Raw genomic sequence first — 18,994 nt, forward strand, 5'->3', positions numbered from 1 at the left:
TTCGAAGTATGAGTTTGGTAACGGATGTTACGCACGGAGCAATAAAGACCAAACGTTACATGGCAGTTGCGTTGTTTAATCCCAGTCATGTGTGTCATGGTTTTTTACCTTACTGTAATAGAAATTCGCCACACTTGTTTCTGACTAATCTCGGTAGCCAGTTACACATTATATCTTTGAGGATTTGTGACGATACCATTATGGGCGCCAGCTAATAATAGCTTGCTCATTACTACAATTGTAAAGTGGAGATACCCCATGAAAAAACTACTTTTAGCTACAGCAATCGCAGCCCTATCTGTATCTGCAGCCAATGCAGCACCTACCGTTTATGGTAAAGCTTTCGTTACTGCTGACTATGTAAATGCTGAGCGTGATGGCGACAATGATCTATATGACGTAGATAGCGATTCAGTACAAATCAACTCAAACATTTCACGCCTTGGTTTCAAAGGTTCTGAAGCGATGACTGCTAACACTGATGTTATTTATCAGTTAGAGTATGGCATTGCTATCGATGGTACTGATGACAACATCGGCTTCAAAAGCCGTGATACTTATCTTGGTCTAAACAACAAAGACTTTGGTCAGTTCCGTTTTGGTCGTAACTACTCAGTAACTGACTACATCAACAACGTGACTGTTACTGAAGGCTACTGGGATAACCTAGGTGTTAGTAACCTTGATATGGAAGGCGATGTACTTGATGCTGTAACTATGGCTGATGGCGGTCGTGTAAACAACTCTGTCGTATGGATTGCACCTAAATATAACGGTTTGCCTTTAGAGCTTGCTCTTCAATACGGTGCTGACGAATCATTTGTTTCTGACAGTGATGACCGTGACAGTGGCTATGGTGCTTCTTTAATGTTTGACCAAGGTACTGGCTTCACTGCTGGTGTTGCTTACGAAAAAGACATGAGCCAAACTGGTGACCTTTTACGTGGTAGTGCTACTGTTGATCTAGGTAAATACATGGCTGCACCAGTTATGCTAGGTGCTATGTATCAAGTAGCTGATTTCGATGACGGTGCTAAAGACGAAAAAGGTCTAATCGTAAGCGCTGAAATGGGTCTAAACAACTTTGCTCGTCCAGCCTCTGTATATGTACAGTATAACGGTACTGAAAACTTAGCTGGTGTTAACAACCGTGATTCAGATCAAGTGGTTGTAGGTGGCAAATATAACTTCAAAGACAACATGATTGCTCATGCTTATATTGGTAACAACTCTGCTGAAGATAAAGATACTAATACTGATCTTGATGTATTCGCATTGGGTGGCGGTCTAGAATACTTATTCTAATATCACACTTAAGTAGAATATATAAAAAACTCATCCTTCGGGGTGAGTTTTTTTATGCGATAAAGAATGATAACGGCTATGTAAACTTTGGTTTTTTCATCTTACTGTAATATTTGCTTGGTAAAGTTATGTCTAAGCAGTTCTTATGGCTCGCTATATATATGGTTCCGAAGGTGTAAGACCTTGCCATTATATATCTAACGATCTTAGATCATTTATCACTCAAATCGTAAAGTGGAGATATCCTTTGAAAAAATTACTTTTAGCTTCAGCAATTGCAATGCTATCAGTTTCTACTGTTCAAGCAGCCCCAACTGTCTACGGTAAGGCATTTGTGACTGCTAACTATGTAAATGCTGAGCTTGATCGCCAGTCGATGGATTTGCCAAACGATGCTATCAATGTTAATGAAGACAATAGCTCGGTACAAGTTAGCTCACACTCTTCACGTTTAGGATTCAAAGGATCTGAGGCAATAACTGCTAATACAGACGTCATCTATCAGTTAGAGTACGGTATCAAGATCGATGACAGTGGCAGTGACAATATTGGCTTTAAAAGCCGAGACACTTATCTGGGTCTAAAGAATAAAAACTTTGGCCAATTCCGATTTGGACGTAACTACTCAGTCTCTGATTATGTTAACAATGTGACTGTAAATGAAGGGTATTGGGATAACATTGGTTCGAGCTCTTTAGGTAGTAGCAATACACTAACTGAAGCACTTACCTTGACTGATGGTGAGCGTATCAATAACTCAATCGTGTGGATTGCGCCTAAATATAACGATTTACCAGTAGAGCTTGCACTACAGTACGGCGCTGATGAGTCTTTTGTTTCTGATAGTAGTGATCGCGATAGTGGCTTCGGTGCTTCGTTGATGTTCGATCCGGGCACTGGTTTTACCGTAGGTGTTGGGTATGACAAAGATATGAGTGTCACAGGTGAGATTCTACGCGGTAGTGCTAGTGTCGACCTAGGTAAATACGTGGCTTATCCAGTAAAGCTAGGCGCGCTATACCAACAAGTAGATTTTGATGACTCAAACGATGAAGAGAAAGGTTTAGTCGTCAGTGCTGAAATGGGTCTAACCAACTTCTCACGTCCAGCTTCTGTTTATCTACAGTATGATAAGACTGAGAACTTAGCAGGTCTAGGTGGCAATGATTCTGACCAAATCGTATTGGGCGGTAAGTATAAATTCAAAGACAATATGATTGCACATGCTTATATCGGTAAAAACTCTGCAGATTTAGAAAATGGTCTCCTAGTAGTCAGAGACTACGACAACAATACTTCTGAAGAAGTTGTTGCACGCGGTGAGGCGGATGTATTCGCTATCGGTGGCGGTTTAGAATACAAATTCTAAATTAGATTTTTGTATAAGTTATTCATAAAGACTCATCCTTCGGGATGAGTTTTTTGTTGCGTAGCGTTTTAATAATAGAAAAATGTTTGCTACCAACACGAAAATATAAGAGTTTCAGACAGTTTGCATTTTTGCCCTATATTTTATGGCGTATTTTTAGTAAAATCCTTCTTTACCAATTACCGACAGAGTACTATGACCAAGTTTATATTCGTGACCGGTGGGGTAGTGTCCTCACTAGGAAAAGGTATCACCGCAGCTTCTCTTGCAGCGGTCTTAGAAGCACGTGGCGTGACTGTCACGATGACCAAAATGGATCCGTATATTAACGTCGATCCAGGTACAATGAGCCCGTTTCAGCATGGTGAAGTATTCGTCACTGAAGATGGCGCAGAGACCGATTTAGATTTGGGTTATTACGAGCGCTTTTTGCGTCACTCAAAAATGAGTAAAAGTAATAACTTCACCAGTGGCCGTATTTATCAGAATGTGTTGAATAAAGAACGCCGTGGTGAGTATCTAGGCGGTACTGTACAGGTTATTCCGCATATTACTGATGAAATCAAAAACAAAATCCTTGCCAGTGGCGAAGGGTATGACATCGCTATTATCGAAATTGGCGGTACCGTTGGTGATATCGAATCACTTCCGTTTATGGAAGCTGTACGTCAGATGCAAGTAGAGCTTGGCCGTAATAGAGCCATGCTAATGCATCTTACTTTAGTACCGTATATTGCTAGCGCTGGTGAGACCAAAACCAAGCCAACACAGCATTCAGTAAAAGAGCTGCGCTCTATTGGCCTACAGCCTGATATCCTAATTTGCCGCTCTGACCATCATATCTCACAAGACAACCGTCGTAAGATTGCGCTATTTACCAACGTTGAAGAGCGTGCGGTAATCATGTGTGAAGATGCACAAAGTATCTATCAGATACCGCGTACATTACACGAGCAAGATCTTGATGATCTAATATGTGAGCGTTTCGGTCTTGATGTGCCTGAAGCTGATTTGAGCGATTGGGACAAAGTGGTTGAAGCTCAGTTGAATCCAGAAGGAACAGTGACTGTTGCGATGGTTGGCAAATATGTTGAGCTACCAGATGCTTATAAGTCTATTAACGAAGCATTGCTTCACGCAGGTATCACGCATAAAGTAGACGTGAAGATTGACTACATCGATGCTGAACGTCTAGAAGATGACGATACTTTACTTGCGCAGCTAAACGATGCTGATGCTATCTTAGTACCAGGCGGTTTCGGTGAGCGCGGTACGATGGGTAAGATAAAAGCCATCACTTATGCTCGTGAAAACAACGTTCCGTATCTAGGCATTTGTCTTGGTATGCAGTTGGCAGTAATTGAGTATGCACGTAACGTACTTAATATTGACGCCAACTCTTCTGAGTTTGATCGTAAGACAGCTGAGCCTATCATTGGTCTGATCACTGAGTGGTTAGATGAGCGCGGCGAGCTACAGATTCGTAGTGATGATTCAGACCTTGGTGGCACGATGCGTCTAGGCGCACAGCAAGCAGAGCTAGTTTCTGGTAGTAAGCTAAGCCAAATTTACGGTGCGAGCAATATCACTGAGCGTCATCGCCATCGCTATGAGATGAATAGCCGTTATATCGAGCCGTTAGAGCAAGCAGGTATGACCATCTCTGGTTATTCTGCCAAGCAGCATTTGGTAGAGTCGGTTGAGATTTCTGAGCATCCATGGTTTGTTGCTGTACAGTTCCATCCCGAGTTCACTAGCTCACCGCGCGGTGGTCATCCACTGTTTAACAGCTTTGTAAAAGCGGCTAAGAACCACAACGAAGCAAAATAGCTCTCAAAATGTAATCTATATTGAAAGCATTTATTATAAAAAAGACTGATCTCCGGATTGGTCTTTTTTTTGTTTAATTCAGGCTGTTTGTTGTTATTAATCAGCAATCATCTTTACTAATGACGTCTAATTACGCTTGCATACTTTTTTTAATCAGCCTATCGGTTACAATATGGGATAGAGATATTAATAACAAAATAAGAGGTAATGGCTTCATGGAAAACTTATTGACCGCACAATCACATATCACGCTCAATACTCCTAACAACGATACGATTAAAATTGGTAACGACCAGTCTTTTGTATTGTTCGGTGGTATGAATGTTTTAGAGTCTAAAGAATTGGCATTTGAGATTGCTGAGCAGTATGTTGATATTTGCAAGCGCTTGGGTATCGGCTATGTTTTTAAAGCGAGCTTTGATAAAGCCAACCGCTCAAGTTTGCATTCGTATCGTGGGCCCGGTTTAGAGCAGGGTATCGATTGGCTAGGTCAGATCAAAGAAAAATTCCAAGTACCGATTATCACTGATGTGCATGAACCACATCAAGCAGCACCAGTCGCTGAAGTGGCCGATATTATTCAGCTACCTGCATTTTTGTCACGTCAGACAGATCTAGTGCATGCGATGGCAAAAACAGATGCCATTATTAATATCAAAAAGGCGCAGTTTTTGGCCCCTCACGAGATGCGTCATATCGTTAATAAGTGCCTAGAAGGTGGTAATGATAAATTGATACTTTGTGAGCGTGGTAGTGCCTTTGGCTATAATAATTTAGTCGTGGATATGCTTGGTTTTGATACTATGAAGCAGATGGATATACCGGTATTCTTTGACGTGACGCATAGCTTACAACAGCCAGGTGCACGTAGTGATAGTGCTGGTGGACGCCGTGAGCAGATTACAACGCTTGCCCGTGCAGGTATGGCTACAGGGTTGGCAGGGTTATTTTTAGAAGCGCATCCAAACCCAGAAACTGCAAAGTGTGATGGTCCATGTGCGCTGCGTATGAGTCAACTAGAGCCTTTCTTACGTCAGCTTAAGAAAATTGATGATTTGGTCAAAGGTTTTGAAGTATTGGATACTCATTAATACGGTACGTTATAAGAGGGCTATACAATGGCAATTCAGATGGCGCAAGTAAGCATCGAAAATATCGATGATGTAGAAGGCTTAGATAGCGTAATGACTGTGCTTAAGAATATCTCAGGCGTGACGGCTATCAATTTGGATCCTAAGCATAATGTCGCAACGGTAAGCTATGATGATACAGATACTAGTATCCATGCCTTAACAGCAGCGATTAGTATGGTGGACTATGTGACTCAGCCATTTCCGATCGATTCACCGCAGAACCCGCACCATAACGATTTATAATTACAAATAGCTATTGCTATAAATTTGTCGATGCGCTCTTTTACGTTTTTATTAATAAGTTGCTGCCTCGTTAATAGCATCTCGTTAATAAAGCAACAACCAAACGGTCTTGTTGTCGAGGATAATAGGGCTTATGCTTATTTAATGTAGCTTTGATAGTTGGCCTTACTTTGATAACTTAAAAAATATCAAAGTAAGCATTAACAGAATCACTATTAGAGTTGCTTGTTACTAATAAAAATAAGGAGCCTAATATGGCAGATCAAACACGTATTATTAAAATTGACGGTATGACTTGTGGCGGATGCGTAGCAAGCGTACATACAGCAACAGCTGATATTGATGGATTAGAAACTATTACCGTTGACCTAGCTGATAACCTAGCGACGATAACCTTTGATGATAGCAAAACCAGTGCAGAGGCTATTGCTTCAGTTATTGACGATGCTGGATTTGAGGCGACAGTTGCTAACTCATAAATCTCATCTTCTCTGTAAAGAACCAGCTAACATGTTATTACAAGCATGATAGCTGGTTTTTTAATGATTAACGATTATGAGTATTTAGCATTGCTACATTGCTACATTGCTACATTGCTACTTTGTCTAAGATACTCATACTGAATACAATATAACCCAATTGCTTTATTTGAATTTTTTACTAACCCACTGATATTTTATCGTGGTTCCTACGAATTTATAGGCACCATGACGAGTTTTGTTTATGAACGATACCACCCGTACTACCAAAGATGAGTCTTATGATGTCGAAACTGATGTTGAGTCCAATACGCCACTGACACCGCAACGCGCGCATCTGCAATTAGCGATTGATGGCATGACTTGTCAAGCCTGCGCCTCAAGAATCGAGAAGGTGCTTAACAAAAAGCCTTCGGTGTACGAGGTAAGTGTAAGTTTTGCTGGCGAGACTGCCAATGTTGATTATGATCCAACCCAGACGACGCCCGAACAGGTGACAGAGTGGGTGAATAAAACAGGCTTTGTGGCTAATGTGCAGGCAGCCGATAGCTTATTTGCTCAGACTGACGAAGATACCGCCACTCAATACCCATGGCGTTTAATCGGATTATGGGTTTGTTTGGTGCCATTTTTAGTGGGTATGGCAGGTATGTTGACGGGTTTTGGTATGGCGTGGATGCCGCCAGTCTGGGTGCAATTTATTTTAGCGACTGTAGTACAGTTTGGTTTAGCGCTACCGTTTTATAAGAGTGCATGGGCATCTATAAAAGGTGGCCTTGCCAATATGGATGTACTGGTGGTCATCGGTACAGTGACGATATGGGCATATTCGACGTATCTATGGCTCACGCACGGCGATGGTACTCTAAACAGCCTATTGCAAAGTGGGCATCTGGGCGAACACGGTGCCATTAACAGCCCAGCCGTATATTTTGAAGCAGGGGTAATGGTCATTGCCTTTGTGCGTACAGGTAAATATCTTGAGGAACGTACCAAGAAGCACAGCCTAAACAGTATTGATTTACTATTGTCATTGACACCTGATGAAGTAGAGCAGCAGCAGCCAAATGGTGAATTTCATAATATTGCGTTATCTGATGTGCAAGTAGATGACGTCCTACGTGCAAAGCAAGGCAGCCGCGTCGCTACAGATGGTACCGTCATAGAAGGCAGCGGTTGGTGCGTGGAGAGTCATTTAACTGGCGAGTCGGTAGCTCTCAAAAAAGAGCAAGGCGATGGATTGCTGGCAGGTGCCTTGGTAGAGAATGGCAGTCTGCTATACCGTGTCAGTGCGAAGGGCAGTGATACTAAGCTGGGTGATATGGTGCAAGCACTGAGTGATGCACAAGGCTCAAAAGCCAATCTCGCACGTCTCGCGGATCGAGTAACGGCTATTTTTGTCCCCGTAGTGGTAACGATTGCGTTGGTTACTTTTGGGGTCACATGGTGGCTGACAGGTATGGTTGATACTGCTTTAATGCACGCAGTATCGGTGTTGGTTATTGCTTGTCCTTGTGCGCTTGGTTTGGCCACGCCAGCGGCGATCATGGCTGGTATGGGCGTTGCCGCGCGTCATGGTGTGTGGTTCAAGGATGCACAAAGTCTTGAAGCAGCAGGTAATATCGATACGGTAGTACTCGATAAAACAGGCACATTGACTATTGGCAAACCTACTATCGTCGATCATGTCATGGTGGATAAATCGCTTGCTGTGGACGATGTATTGCAGATTGCCGCCAGTGTCGAGGCGCATGCCAGTCATCCACTAGCAACTGCCCTCGTCAATACGGCTAAAGAACGTCAACTGTCTCTATTTAATGTGACTGACATCAGTGTGATAAAAGGTGCTGGTATACAAGCAAATATCGAAGGTCTTGGGCTGATAAAAGTGGGTACGGCAGAGTTTGCGAACTTGACGTTGCCAAGATTCATGCCAAAAGTATGGCAAATTGCCAGTACCGTTGCGATTAGTATCAATGATGAGCCACTAGGTGCGTTTGCACTAGCCGATGACTTAAAGGCAGATACGCCGCAAGCAATCACTGCACTACAAGATGCGGGTATTAATGTGATTCTGATGAGTGGTGATAAGCAGTCCGTCGTCGATCATGTAGCAGGGCAGTTGGGTATTGATAAGGCTTATGGCAAGATGAGCCCGCGTGACAAGGCCAGTCAAATTGCACTATTGCAAACTGCTGGTCATAAGGTAGCGATGGCAGGAGACGGTGTCAACGATGCGCCAGCGATGGCTACTGCCGATGCCAGTTTTGCGATGTTTGAGGGGACTGATGTCGCTCAGCATAGTGCCTCTGCACGTCTAATGGGTGAGTCGCTCATGCATATCGATGCGGCACAAAAAATCGCTCAAGCAACGCTGCGCAATATTAAACAAAATCTGTTTTTTGCCTTTATTTATAACTGTCTTGGTATTCCGCTTGCTGCGTTTGGGTTTTTGAATCCGATGATTGCTGCCGCTGCTATGGCGCTTAGCTCCATCTCAGTACTCATGAATGCACTACGATTGACACGGTTTAAGACAGAGGTTGAGCTAGATAATACGGTATCCACCTCTCATACGGATAAAGAACGCATAGCGAAATAATAGCTATCATATCTGCCTAGGTCTTCTATAAATATAAAACAGATAGCCATCGCATATCTGTATCTCTAAGATTGTTTTTATGACGGCAAGTCGGTGTAAGATAAGGGAAGTTTGGTAAAATATATGCTATGATGCCAAGCACTATAGCCGACTATTAATCTGCTTTATATCCCTCTAATTGCTAGGCAACGATAGCCACAAGATAGAAAGGTATAAAGGGTTTTTAGGATTACGCGCTATATGATATTTTGCTTTATCTTTTTTGTATGCTAGCTGCCGTTATTTATCTCACAAACTTGGCATGACCAAAGGAATTAACAGACATTATGTACGCTGAAGAAACCAACAACGTCACCGCAATTAAAGACATTCGCGCTCGTGAAATTTTAGACTCGCGCGGCAACCCAACTATCGAAGCTGATGTTATCTTAGCTGACGGTACTGTCGGCCGTGCTGCTGCCCCAAGTGGCGCATCAACAGGCTCACGTGAAGCGCTTGAGCTACGTGATGGCGACAAGACCCGCTTTATGGGTAAAGGCGTCAAAAAAGCCGTTTCTAATGTCAACAGTCAAATCCGCAGTGCCTTGATTGACAAAGATGTGACTGAGCAACAGACCATTGATGATGCCATGATTGCACTAGATGGTACAGAAAACAAAGAAAGCTTGGGTGCTAATGCTATGCTAGCTGTGTCACTTGCGACTGCAAAAGCGGCAGCCAAGTCACAGAATCTGCCATTACATCAATACATCGCCAATCTACGTAATCAAACGTCGTTGACCATGCCTGTGCCGATGATGAACATCTTGAACGGTGGCGAGCACGCGGACAACACAGTTGATATCCAAGAGTTTATGATTGAGCCTGTAGGCTTCACAAGCTTCTCAGAAGCGCTACGTGCTGGTACAGAGATTTTCCATAGCTTAAAGTCTGTGTTGAAATCTCAAGGTTTAAACACTGCCGTTGGTGATGAAGGTGGTTTTGCACCGAACTTACGTAGTAACGAAGAAGCCATCACGGTTATTATGCAAGCGATTGAACAAGTTGGCTACAAAGCTGGTGAAGATATTCATCTTGCGCTAGATTGTGCGGCTAGTGAGTTTTACAAAAACGGTCAATACGTTTTGGCAGGCGAAGGTAATAAGGCCTTTGATAGCCAAGGGTTCTCAGACTACCTAGTTGGGCTGGCACGTCAATATCCTATTATCTCTATCGAAGATGGTCTTGACGAGTCGGATTGGGATGGCTGGAAATATCTGACCGAGCAGATTGGCGATAAAGTTCAATTGGTTGGTGATGATTTGTTTGTGACCAATCCTACAATCTTGCAAGAAGGTATTGATAAGCATATTGCCAATGCTATTTTGATTAAATTTAACCAAATTGGCACTTTATCAGAAACGCTAGATGCGATTTATATGGCTAAGAAAAATGGCTATGCAACCATCATTTCACATCGTTCAGGTGAAACGGAAGACAGCACCATTGCGGACTTGGCAGTTGGTACCGCTGCTGGCCAGATCAAGACTGGTTCACTATGCCGTTCAGACCGCGTAGCGAAGTACAACCAATTGCTACGTATCGAGCAGCAAGTACGTGCAAGCTATCGTGGCCGTGAAGAGTTTATCGGTCTACGTGGCTAAGAGTCTGACTGGCTGTTTAGCGCGTAATATACGTTAAGTAATGTACGCTAAAAAGCCTAGACTCATCAGCTGAAGTCAATATTTAGGCGATATATAACCGTTTGTATATCGCCTAATCAGCTTAAATTTTACTATCCTCTTTTATACCGTTTGGCGTTATCACCTTATGAAATATTTTAGCCAATTTATACTACTTGCTTTAGCCGTTGCAGTGCTTTTAGGATTGCAATATCAGTATTGGTTAGGTGAAAATGGCCGATTTGAGCATAATAAGTTGACGGCTCAAATCGAAGAGCAACAACGTTTGAATGACAATCAAGTTGCAGCAAACAACTTACTACGCACCGATGTCCAAGATTTAAAAACGGGACTTGAGGCCGTAGAAGAGCATGCTCGCTTAGATTTAGGTTTAATCAAACCCAATGAGACTTTTGTCCAAGTATCCACCGCACCAACTACGCACAGCAACTATTAGCTTTATAAATACACTAGCTTTCACGAATACACTAATTTTCACGACATGAATTAATTTTCATGATGCAGCATCATAATGTTGTTATCTGACACCATTCATCACACTTAACACCTGCTTTATTCCTCTTTACATATACTGTCATGGGCTTAAACCATGAGTACACTACTATGAATACAACCCCTAATATACATGCCATGATCGTCGCAGCTGGTCGCGGCAGCCGTTTTGGTGCGTCTATCGCCAAGCAATACATAATGCTAGAAGGTCAGACGCTATTGCAGCATAGCGTGGCACGACTTGCTTGTAGTGATTACATTGATAAGTGTCTATTGGTCATATCAGCCGATGACAGCACGGCTCAACAATTAGAGTTTATCCTCCCTATAAGCTATGCAGTCGGCGGAGCAGAGCGTTGGCAGTCAGTACAGTCTGGCGTTGAAGTGATTAGTCAGACAGGTGCTGATGATTCAGATTTGGTGCTTATTCACGATGCAGCACGTCCCGCTGTACCAAGTTCAGATATCGATCAAGTGATTGAAGCAGCGATGCTGGAACCTTATGGCGCTATTCTAGCGACACCAGTAGCCGATACGTTAAAAGCTTCCTATCAGCTAGCTACCTCCGCAGAAGAGAGTCGTGCACATTCTTATACCAAATCTACCATTGATCGTAGTAACATGTGGCAAGCACAAACCCCGCAAGTATTTCGCTTAGGTCAATTAAAAAAAGTCCTAAATCATGTGTTTGAACATCAGCTAAGCATCACAGATGAAGCCAGTGCTTTTGAACAACTAGGTTTTCCAATACGCTTAGTCTCTGGTAGTCGCCAGAATATGAAACTGACCTATCCTGATGATGCGGTACTGTTAACAGCGATTATGGTGCTTCAGTCTTAGTTTCAACTCTGCTTCCGCTAACGAGCATCAGTTTTACTCCTTTTATACTTAATGGTGGCCATGATAAGAATTATGGCTTCAGTAGCCACTATATCCTCGTTAGACTTTTCTGTACTATTCTTAAAAATTAATGAATTCAGAAATAATCTATTGCTAAAAGCTATACCGAGAATATATATAATCTACTTTGGAATATAATATGGTTATTACATATGTTTTTTGTTTCTGAGCGGGCCTATGTCCAGTAATAGGTTGCTTTAATGACCAAACTAACCTATGATGTAACTAACTTAATACAATTAATATAAAAACTTATAAAATCAATAATATATCAGACCGATTCATTACGCTTAGTTATGTTGTCTCTATATTTTTTCTGAAGTTAGTATGATTGTTTTAGCGACATTTACCTGATAATAGGGAGAAGCTGATTGTCAACAATCAACGATTCAACAAATCCAGTAACGACAGATCTCTGCCAGCTTGTATATATAAGCCGGATTACCTCTACTGGTCTTTCAAGTCCTAGCACGCTTAATGATATCTCAGAGACCGCGGTTGAACGCAATCAAATAGATAATGTCACGGGTATTCTTTGCTATGGCAATGGCTACTTTTTACAGTGTGTCGAAGGCTCAGAGCAGGCACTAACCAATCTAAAAAATCGTTTGTTGGTGGATGATCGACATAAAGAATTAAAGATTTTAGATTTTTCTGAAATTACCAAACGTCGCTTTGCCAGTTGGTCATTACGTTCGATTACCCTTGAGCGTTGGATGACTAAAGAGCCTGAGCTTAAAAAGTTAATGCCATTTAAGCCTTATGAGTGGGATTCTAATGAGTGGCAGAAGTTCTTGGACGTGTTGCAAGGCTACTATGAAGAGCAAACGAGAACAGGTAACGTTGATACGCCTCCTGTCAAATATAGTACGCTAGGGGTGACTCTAAGTAAGGTTGTAGGGCAGCATCAGGCGTTCTTTTTAATCCAGACGATATTGGGATTGATGATAGTGGCTACGTTGCTATGGTTGCTGCTGTAATCGATAGATATGAAAAAAGTTCCCATTGAGCCAAGCTATATTTATAATCAATAAGACAACCAAATAAAAAAGCCAGCATCGATTGAATGCTGGCTTTTTTATTTAAAAGAATAAGTTGGCTCTTAATGAGAGACATAAAAAAACCCAGTTCATAATAAATTATGAACTGGGTTTTGGTGGTACGCTTGTTAGTCTAATCTAATGCTAAGCAAAAGTGCTAACAAGTGACGCCAAATAGTGGCGTCCCCAGGGGGATTCGAACCCCCGTTACCGCCGTGAAAGGGCGGTGTCCTAGGCCTCTAGACGATGGGGACTAGTAACAACACTTCAACTGCTTTCACCATTTATGCTGAAGTGGTGCGTATTTTAATAGCGTCGGCGCTTCCTGTCAAGCCTTTTTCTACGTCTTTTTAAAATTAAATATCTTTTTTTAATTGCGCGACGAGGATGTAGGTCATTTCGCTTTAAATGATAGCGAATCCATAAAGAAGTACAGGCGCTAATCGTCAGTGCGAGCAGCATATAACCGATAATGGTGCTCCATAACTTGAGCTGTGGATCCATAATAAAGTCCCTCCTATTAATCTTGATAATGCTTGCTATCAAGACAGTGTGAGCAACTTAAACCATCTATAGGATATAACTACATCGCTTAAGAGTCATATTTTATCATCAGACCGTTATTCATATCCAATAGAACAACTATGTCTGTAATCAATAAATAGTTCCATCTATATATTATGATATCAATCATATCCTTATTGATTGCCAAATCAAGATGTTAAAGTCATCAAGTATTACAAATAGCACTATTATGTATGATTGGCAATATAGGATATGTGATTTATTGACTGTCGCTATCAGCTGACTCTTCTTTCGCCTCTTCATTATGCAGTGCATTGGCCAACATAGGGTAGTTATTTAGTATATGACAGAATAGCTCAGCAGTCTTTTGAGTGTCATACAAGGCTGAGTGAGCATTTTTGCCATCAAACTCTAACCCTGCTGCTTTACAAGCGCGTGCTAGGACAGTTTGACCAAATGCCAATGCTGATAAGGTGACGGTATCGAATACTGAAAAGTTATGAAATGGATTGTGATTTTTGCTATTGGTTCGTAGCACAGCTGCATTTAAAAAAGCCAAGTCAAAATGGGCATTGTGCCCAATTAAGACACATTGACGGCATTCTTCGTCACGGCGTACGTCTTTTAACCCTTTAAAGATGCGGCGCAATGCTGTCTTTTCATCTTCCGCAATGGCTTTACGCATTGGGTTTTTAGGATCAATACCCGTAAAGGCAAGCGCACTTGGCTCTAAGTTTGCACCTTCAAAAGGCTCGATATGAGCGTTAAAAGCTTCACCTGGATAAAATACACCTTGCTCATTCAGTAAGACAGGAATGCAGGCAATTTCTAACAGTGCATCGGTCTGGGCGTTGAAACCTGCTGTTTCCACGTCGACGACGACAGGCAAGAACTTGCGAAAGCGGTCTTTTAAGGCCATAGGCGCTTGCTCATCTGTCACTGAAGCTGCATCTTCAGCGGAAGTGCTTAGAGTAGCATCAAGACTAGCAGATTTAGGGTTTGATAAGTCTTGGTCAGGCAAGGTCGCTATGTTTTGATTGGTCATATAAAGTTAAATCACTTTTATCAGTCGTACTAATATATTGAATAAGAAACAAGCATCCTATGATACTAACTGCACCTTTAGTACAAAGAAATTTACTACAAAGGTATCATTAGTATCATAGGATAAAATGATAGGTCGTTTATTGAATGCTAAGCTTTGCGGGCGTTAAGCCTTAATCGACCAAGGTAGCGTCTCACCTGCCATCAAGGGCGTCAATGATGCACCATCAAAATAAGGATAGTCAGTCGGTACTTGCATAGGCGTGTTAACAAGCGTGATAGTGCTTTCATTTAAAGGTAAGCCATAGAACTGAGCACCAAAACGACTGGCAAAGCCCTCTAACTTATCTATTTTTCCAACACTATCAAAGGCGGTCGCATACAAAGGCAGCGCAGTTGCTGCACTATAGCAACCAGCACAGCCACAAGCGGCTTCTTTTTTGTCTGTCGCATGCGGTGCAGAGTCAGTACCCAAGAAGAACTTTGGATTACCACTAGTAGCTACATCTAATAGCACTTTTTGGTGGCTTTCACGCTTTAAGATAGGTAGGCAATAAAAATGCGGTTTGATACCACCAACCAATAGATGATTACGGTTAAACATCAAATGCTGCGGCGTAATAGTGGCAGCAACATGGTTACCTTGTGACAATACAAAATCTGCCGCATCGCTGGTAGTGATGTGCTCTACTACTATTTTCAACGTAGGGAATTTCACGATAATTTGTGCCAGCACTTCATCTAAGAAACGCTTTTCACGATCAAAGATATCTATATGGTCTTGGGTTACTTCACCATGGATTAGCAATGGCAAATTATATTTTTCTAATGCTTCAAAGACATCGACGCAGGCATTGATGTTGGTGACGCCGTCTGCGGAGTTGGTAGTTGCTCCAGCAGGGTAGAGTTTGACCGCTTGTACGATACCTGACTGCGCTGCCAACTCGATATCTTGGGCAGTGGTGTTATCCGTTAAATATAGAGTCATACGCGGATCAAAAGCTGACTTGCGCTCAAGACTTAAATCACTAGCTGCTAATTGCTCCATGATACGTGCGCGGTAAGCAATCGCATCCTGCGCATTTTTGACTGGAGGCACAAGGTTAGGCATACAGATGACACGGTTAAAGCTGCTTGCTGCATGAGGTACGGTCGTGCTCAAAGCGAGATCGTCACGCAAATGAATATGCCAGTCATCTGGCTGAAGGATGGTCAATTCTCTAATCGAATCAGTCATAGTGTCAAAGCGCTCTATATCGTCAAATAAAGGAAACAAAAGGGAGTACTACTGTGGGTCTATCATAACAGATTTGCCCACTTGACTAAATATAAGGCTAGATATCTGTACATAATTCATCGGGCTAAGATTAATATCTTGTTGTTAAATGATGTTTAAATTCTGGTGGCAAAAATGAGGTTGACTAGAATTTAAGTCAAAAGCGCACGCCTTATGGCAGTTAGACTTTTGCCCATAGTAAATATGATGTACACTGAGCAGGTAATTATCGTTCGACTTGCTTTCGATTTGATCGTCGCCTTTTCTAAAACTATATTTCATAATGGGAGTTCTTCATGGCTCAACTTGATCCAAAAAATATCAATAAAATCGTCTTGGCTTATTCAGGTGGTCTTGATACCTCAATCATCGCTAAATGGCTACAAGAAACTTATGATGCGGAAGTAATTACCTTTACCGCTGATATCGGTCAAGGCGAAGAAGTTGAGCCAGCACGAGCCAAAGCTCAAGCAATGGGTATCAAGCATATCCATATCGAAGATTTGCGCGAAGAGTTCGCTCGCGATTATGTATTCCCTATGTTCCGTGCTAACGCCATTTACGAAGGTGAGTACTTATTAGGTACGTCTATTGCTCGTCCATTGATTGCCAAGCGCTTGGTTGAGATTGCTAAAGAGCATAACGCCGATGCTATCAGCCATGGTGCGACTGGTAAAGGCAATGACCAAGTTCGTTTTGAGCTAGGTGCTGTCGCTTTGTCACCAGACGTAGTCACCATTGCTCCTTGGCGCGAGTGGGATCTATCAAGCCGTGAAAGCTTGATGAAATATGCTGAAGAGCATGATATCGCCATTGATTATGCGGGCAATAAGAAAAAATCTCCTTACTCAATGGATGCAAACTTACTGCATATCTCTTATGAAGGCGGTGTCCTAGAAGAACCGTATACTGAAGCAGAAGATGACATGTGGCGCTGGTCTGTCAGCCCAGAAGACGCGCCTGATGAAGCACAGTATTTAGAACTAGAATACGAAAAAGGCGACATCGTTGCTATCGATGGTGAAGCGCTGAAGCCTTATGAAGTCATGATTAAGCTGAACGAAATCGGCGGCAAACATGGTATCGGCCGTTTAGATATCGTTGAAAACCGTTACGTCGGCATGAAGTCACGTGGTTGCTACGAGACGCCAGCAGGCACGATTATGCTAAAAGCGCATCGCGGTATCGAGTCGCTAACGCTTGATCGTGAAGCTGCCCATCTAAAAGATGAGCTAATGCCACGCTACGCAAAAATCATCTACAATGGCTATTGGTTCAGCCCTGAGCGTATGATGCTACAAGCATTGATTGACAAGTCACAAGAATACGTCAACGGTACCGTACGTGTAAAACTGTATAAAGGTAGCGTGAGCGTTGTTGGTCGTAAGTCTGACGATTCATTATTTGATGAAAAAATTGCTACTTTCGAAGATGATGCGGGCGCTTATGATCAAAAAGACGCAGAAGGCTTTATCCGTCTAAATGGCTTACGTCTAGCTATCGAAGCTAGCCGTGGTCGCGATTTATCTAAGTAAGTTTTTGGGCTACTGATAGCCAACTCTTAACTTAGATCGCATAATAAAAAAGAGACTCTATGTTGATAGGGTCTCTTTTTTTATGGCTAATAAATGATTGCCAAACGGTTGCTTTGAAAATATTTGTTTCAAAAGTAAAACGCTTTACTCAGCTTTTTCTGTCTCTGCAACGTCAGATTCATCTTCGTCTACCATTACGATGGCCACATCTTGCTGTTGGCGCTCGTCAATAGCATCTTGTTCTAATACTTCTTCAGTTGCCAGGATCGCACCGTCAGATTTTTGCGATTGGTACTTTAAGGTAGCGAGTGCACCAAGGATACCAACGACAAGTATGATGATAAGAATGACAGGGTTTTTCCATAGTGGTGTAGAAGCCTCGTATTCGATGGGCTTTTCACTAGTGGTGGTCGGTGTATTGTCGTTATTGCCGCCGATTAGTCCCAAACTTACTAAAGGCGGTTTAGGCGGATTGGCTGGTTCAGAGTTAACGCGCAGTCGATTTCGACTGAGATAGATATCTGAGATTTTGGCTAATTGAAGCAGCCAACGTTGATGTGGTAAGGCAACGGCATGCATCTCCGTAAATACTAGCATATCGTTGTGACGACCCTGCTGTAGATTGTCAGGTGAGCGCCCAATGGCTTTTAGATAATTGCCTGTTGCCATTTGCATATCTTGCACAGGTTCATAGTTTTCAGGTTTGAATCCGGACAGTTCATACCAGTAAGGATCAAAAGGAGGTGGAGTGCTTGATAGCTGCTCAGCATTTAATAACGTACGCTCCGCATTACTCTCTGAGTTGTTTTCTATCGCTTCAACAGCTTCAGTAGTTGATTCGGGCAGGTCACTATTGCTTTCTGTCTCAGCAGATGAGGTATGTGTATGCTTTGGGCTAAATCGTGCCACTGATAAAAACTGTGGTTGTAGCGCAAACCATTTATTGATCTCATCACTGTCTAGCTGACTGTATTCTGTCAGAATAGCCAATTCACGCAGCACAATCACGCACAAGGAGGTGAGTAGAGTTTGAGCCTGCTGCATCGTTGCATCAATCTTCTCAGCGATATGTTCGCTTGCCTTTATGACACGGGCGTTATCACTAAATACGGCATCTGCCGCATCGTGACGATGGTAGAGTGTGGCGCTAATGGTGGCAAAGTTCATTGAGTTATACTGTCGTAACTCTTTGACAGCACCACGACCAAACAGCTTTTTGCTGACTGCTTGTCCCTGATGACGCTGCTGATAGGCGAGCAATGCACTTACGATGGCTTGTAGACTGGCATCCATCCCTAAGCGAGCTTGCGGTAGAGAGAGATGTGCTGCATCGGCCAAAAGTGACAGCATAGGCTGGGTATCATGATATAAAAAATCATACATCGACACACGTGTCGGTGAAATAGTCGTCATAATCTGCTAGCATCAAAAAGTGTGCCCCTATATTACGGTGCCAAATGTCTTGATACAATCCCTTGATAATAGAAATTTTCAATCATTTTACTAATAAACTTGATAGTAATCTGATGAATGACTGAT

Annotated in this window: 16 protein-coding genes and 1 tRNA gene; 12 read left to right on the forward strand and 5 right to left on the reverse strand. The window is 42.4% G+C overall.

The window, feature by feature from the left end:
- Nucleotides 1–258: 258 nt before the first annotated feature.
- The 11 genes from ACHEVO_RS11065 (at nucleotide 259) to ACHEVO_RS11115 (ending at nucleotide 13,015) form a co-directional block, all read left to right on the forward strand.
- Nucleotides 259–1,305: a porin gene (locus ACHEVO_RS11065; protein WP_394124954.1), complete on the forward strand. Its 1,047-nt coding sequence runs from the start codon at nucleotides 259–261 to the stop codon at nucleotides 1,303–1,305.
- 247 nt (nucleotides 1,306–1,552) lie between these two features.
- Nucleotides 1,553–2,674 carry a porin gene (locus ACHEVO_RS11070; protein WP_394124955.1) on the forward strand — a complete coding sequence of 374 codons (1,122 nt, stop codon included), beginning with the start codon at nucleotides 1,553–1,555 and terminating at the stop codon, nucleotides 2,672–2,674.
- Between the two features lie 195 nt (nucleotides 2,675–2,869).
- On the forward strand, nucleotides 2,870–4,504 hold the full coding sequence (locus ACHEVO_RS11075; RefSeq protein ID WP_394124956.1) for a CTP synthase: 1,635 nt from the start codon (nucleotides 2,870–2,872) through the stop codon (nucleotides 4,502–4,504).
- 215 nt (nucleotides 4,505–4,719) lie between these two features.
- A complete protein-coding gene (gene kdsA / locus ACHEVO_RS11080; RefSeq protein WP_394124957.1) occupies nucleotides 4,720–5,595 on the forward strand; it encodes a 3-deoxy-8-phosphooctulonate synthase in 876 nt (291 codons plus the stop codon).
- A gap of 27 nt (nucleotides 5,596–5,622) precedes the next feature.
- Nucleotides 5,623–5,880 (forward strand): cation transporter, encoded by a 258-nt coding sequence (locus ACHEVO_RS11085; protein WP_394124958.1) that lies wholly within the window; start codon nucleotides 5,623–5,625, stop codon nucleotides 5,878–5,880.
- Nucleotides 5,881–6,134: 254 nt separating this feature from the next.
- Nucleotides 6,135–6,359 (forward strand): heavy-metal-associated domain-containing protein, encoded by a 225-nt coding sequence (locus ACHEVO_RS11090; protein ID WP_201578727.1) that lies wholly within the window; start codon nucleotides 6,135–6,137, stop codon nucleotides 6,357–6,359.
- Nucleotides 6,360–6,603: 244 nt separating this feature from the next.
- Nucleotides 6,604–8,961, forward strand: a complete 2,358-nt coding sequence (locus ACHEVO_RS11095) for a heavy metal translocating P-type ATPase (RefSeq protein WP_394124959.1) — start codon at nucleotides 6,604–6,606, stop codon at nucleotides 8,959–8,961.
- A 326-nt stretch (nucleotides 8,962–9,287) separates the two neighbouring features.
- Nucleotides 9,288–10,604, forward strand: a complete 1,317-nt coding sequence (gene eno / locus ACHEVO_RS11100; RefSeq protein WP_394124960.1) for a phosphopyruvate hydratase — start codon at nucleotides 9,288–9,290, stop codon at nucleotides 10,602–10,604.
- Nucleotides 10,605–10,770: 166 nt separating this feature from the next.
- A complete protein-coding gene (locus ACHEVO_RS11105) occupies nucleotides 10,771–11,079 on the forward strand; it encodes an FtsB family cell division protein (protein ID WP_057761172.1) in 309 nt (102 codons plus the stop codon).
- A 167-nt stretch (nucleotides 11,080–11,246) separates the two neighbouring features.
- The gene (gene ispD, locus ACHEVO_RS11110) at nucleotides 11,247–11,975 is read left to right on the forward strand and encodes a 2-C-methyl-D-erythritol 4-phosphate cytidylyltransferase (protein WP_394124961.1); all 729 of its coding nucleotides are present in this window, start codon (nucleotides 11,247–11,249) and stop codon (nucleotides 11,973–11,975) included.
- 431 nt (nucleotides 11,976–12,406) lie between these two features.
- The gene (locus tag ACHEVO_RS11115; protein WP_201608401.1) at nucleotides 12,407–13,015 is read left to right on the forward strand and encodes a BLUF domain-containing protein; all 609 of its coding nucleotides are present in this window, start codon (nucleotides 12,407–12,409) and stop codon (nucleotides 13,013–13,015) included.
- A 238-nt stretch (nucleotides 13,016–13,253) separates the two neighbouring features.
- Here ACHEVO_RS11115 and ACHEVO_RS11120 read toward each other — a convergent pair.
- The 4 genes from ACHEVO_RS11120 to pyrC form a co-directional block, all read right to left on the reverse strand.
- A tRNA-Glu gene (locus tag ACHEVO_RS11120) sits at nucleotides 13,254–13,329 on the reverse strand.
- Between the two features lie 52 nt (nucleotides 13,330–13,381).
- Nucleotides 13,382–13,579 carry a hypothetical protein gene (locus ACHEVO_RS11125; RefSeq protein WP_394124962.1) on the reverse strand — a complete coding sequence of 66 codons (198 nt, stop codon included), beginning with the start codon at nucleotides 13,577–13,579 and terminating at the stop codon, nucleotides 13,382–13,384.
- Nucleotides 13,580–13,859: 280 nt separating this feature from the next.
- Nucleotides 13,860–14,519 carry a ribonuclease T gene (gene rnt / locus ACHEVO_RS11130; protein ID WP_394125000.1) on the reverse strand — a complete coding sequence of 220 codons (660 nt, stop codon included), beginning with the start codon at nucleotides 14,517–14,519 and terminating at the stop codon, nucleotides 13,860–13,862.
- Between the two features lie 291 nt (nucleotides 14,520–14,810).
- Entirely contained in the window at nucleotides 14,811–15,881 is a 1,071-nt protein-coding gene (gene pyrC / locus ACHEVO_RS11135) for a dihydroorotase (RefSeq protein ID WP_101206305.1), read from the reverse strand.
- 335 nt (nucleotides 15,882–16,216) lie between these two features.
- Between pyrC and ACHEVO_RS11140 the strand changes: the two genes are divergently transcribed.
- Nucleotides 16,217–17,455 carry an argininosuccinate synthase gene (locus ACHEVO_RS11140; protein WP_394124963.1) on the forward strand — a complete coding sequence of 413 codons (1,239 nt, stop codon included), beginning with the start codon at nucleotides 16,217–16,219 and terminating at the stop codon, nucleotides 17,453–17,455.
- A 144-nt stretch (nucleotides 17,456–17,599) separates the two neighbouring features.
- Here ACHEVO_RS11140 and ACHEVO_RS11145 read toward each other — a convergent pair whose 3' ends face one another.
- Nucleotides 17,600–18,868: a hypothetical protein gene (locus ACHEVO_RS11145; protein ID WP_394124964.1), complete on the reverse strand. Its 1,269-nt coding sequence runs from the start codon at nucleotides 18,866–18,868 to the stop codon at nucleotides 17,600–17,602.
- Nucleotides 18,869–18,994: the final 126 nt, after the last annotated feature.

The sequence above is a fragment of the Psychrobacter nivimaris genome, from assembly GCF_043419765.1.
GTDB lineage: Bacteria > Pseudomonadota > Gammaproteobacteria > Pseudomonadales > Moraxellaceae > Psychrobacter.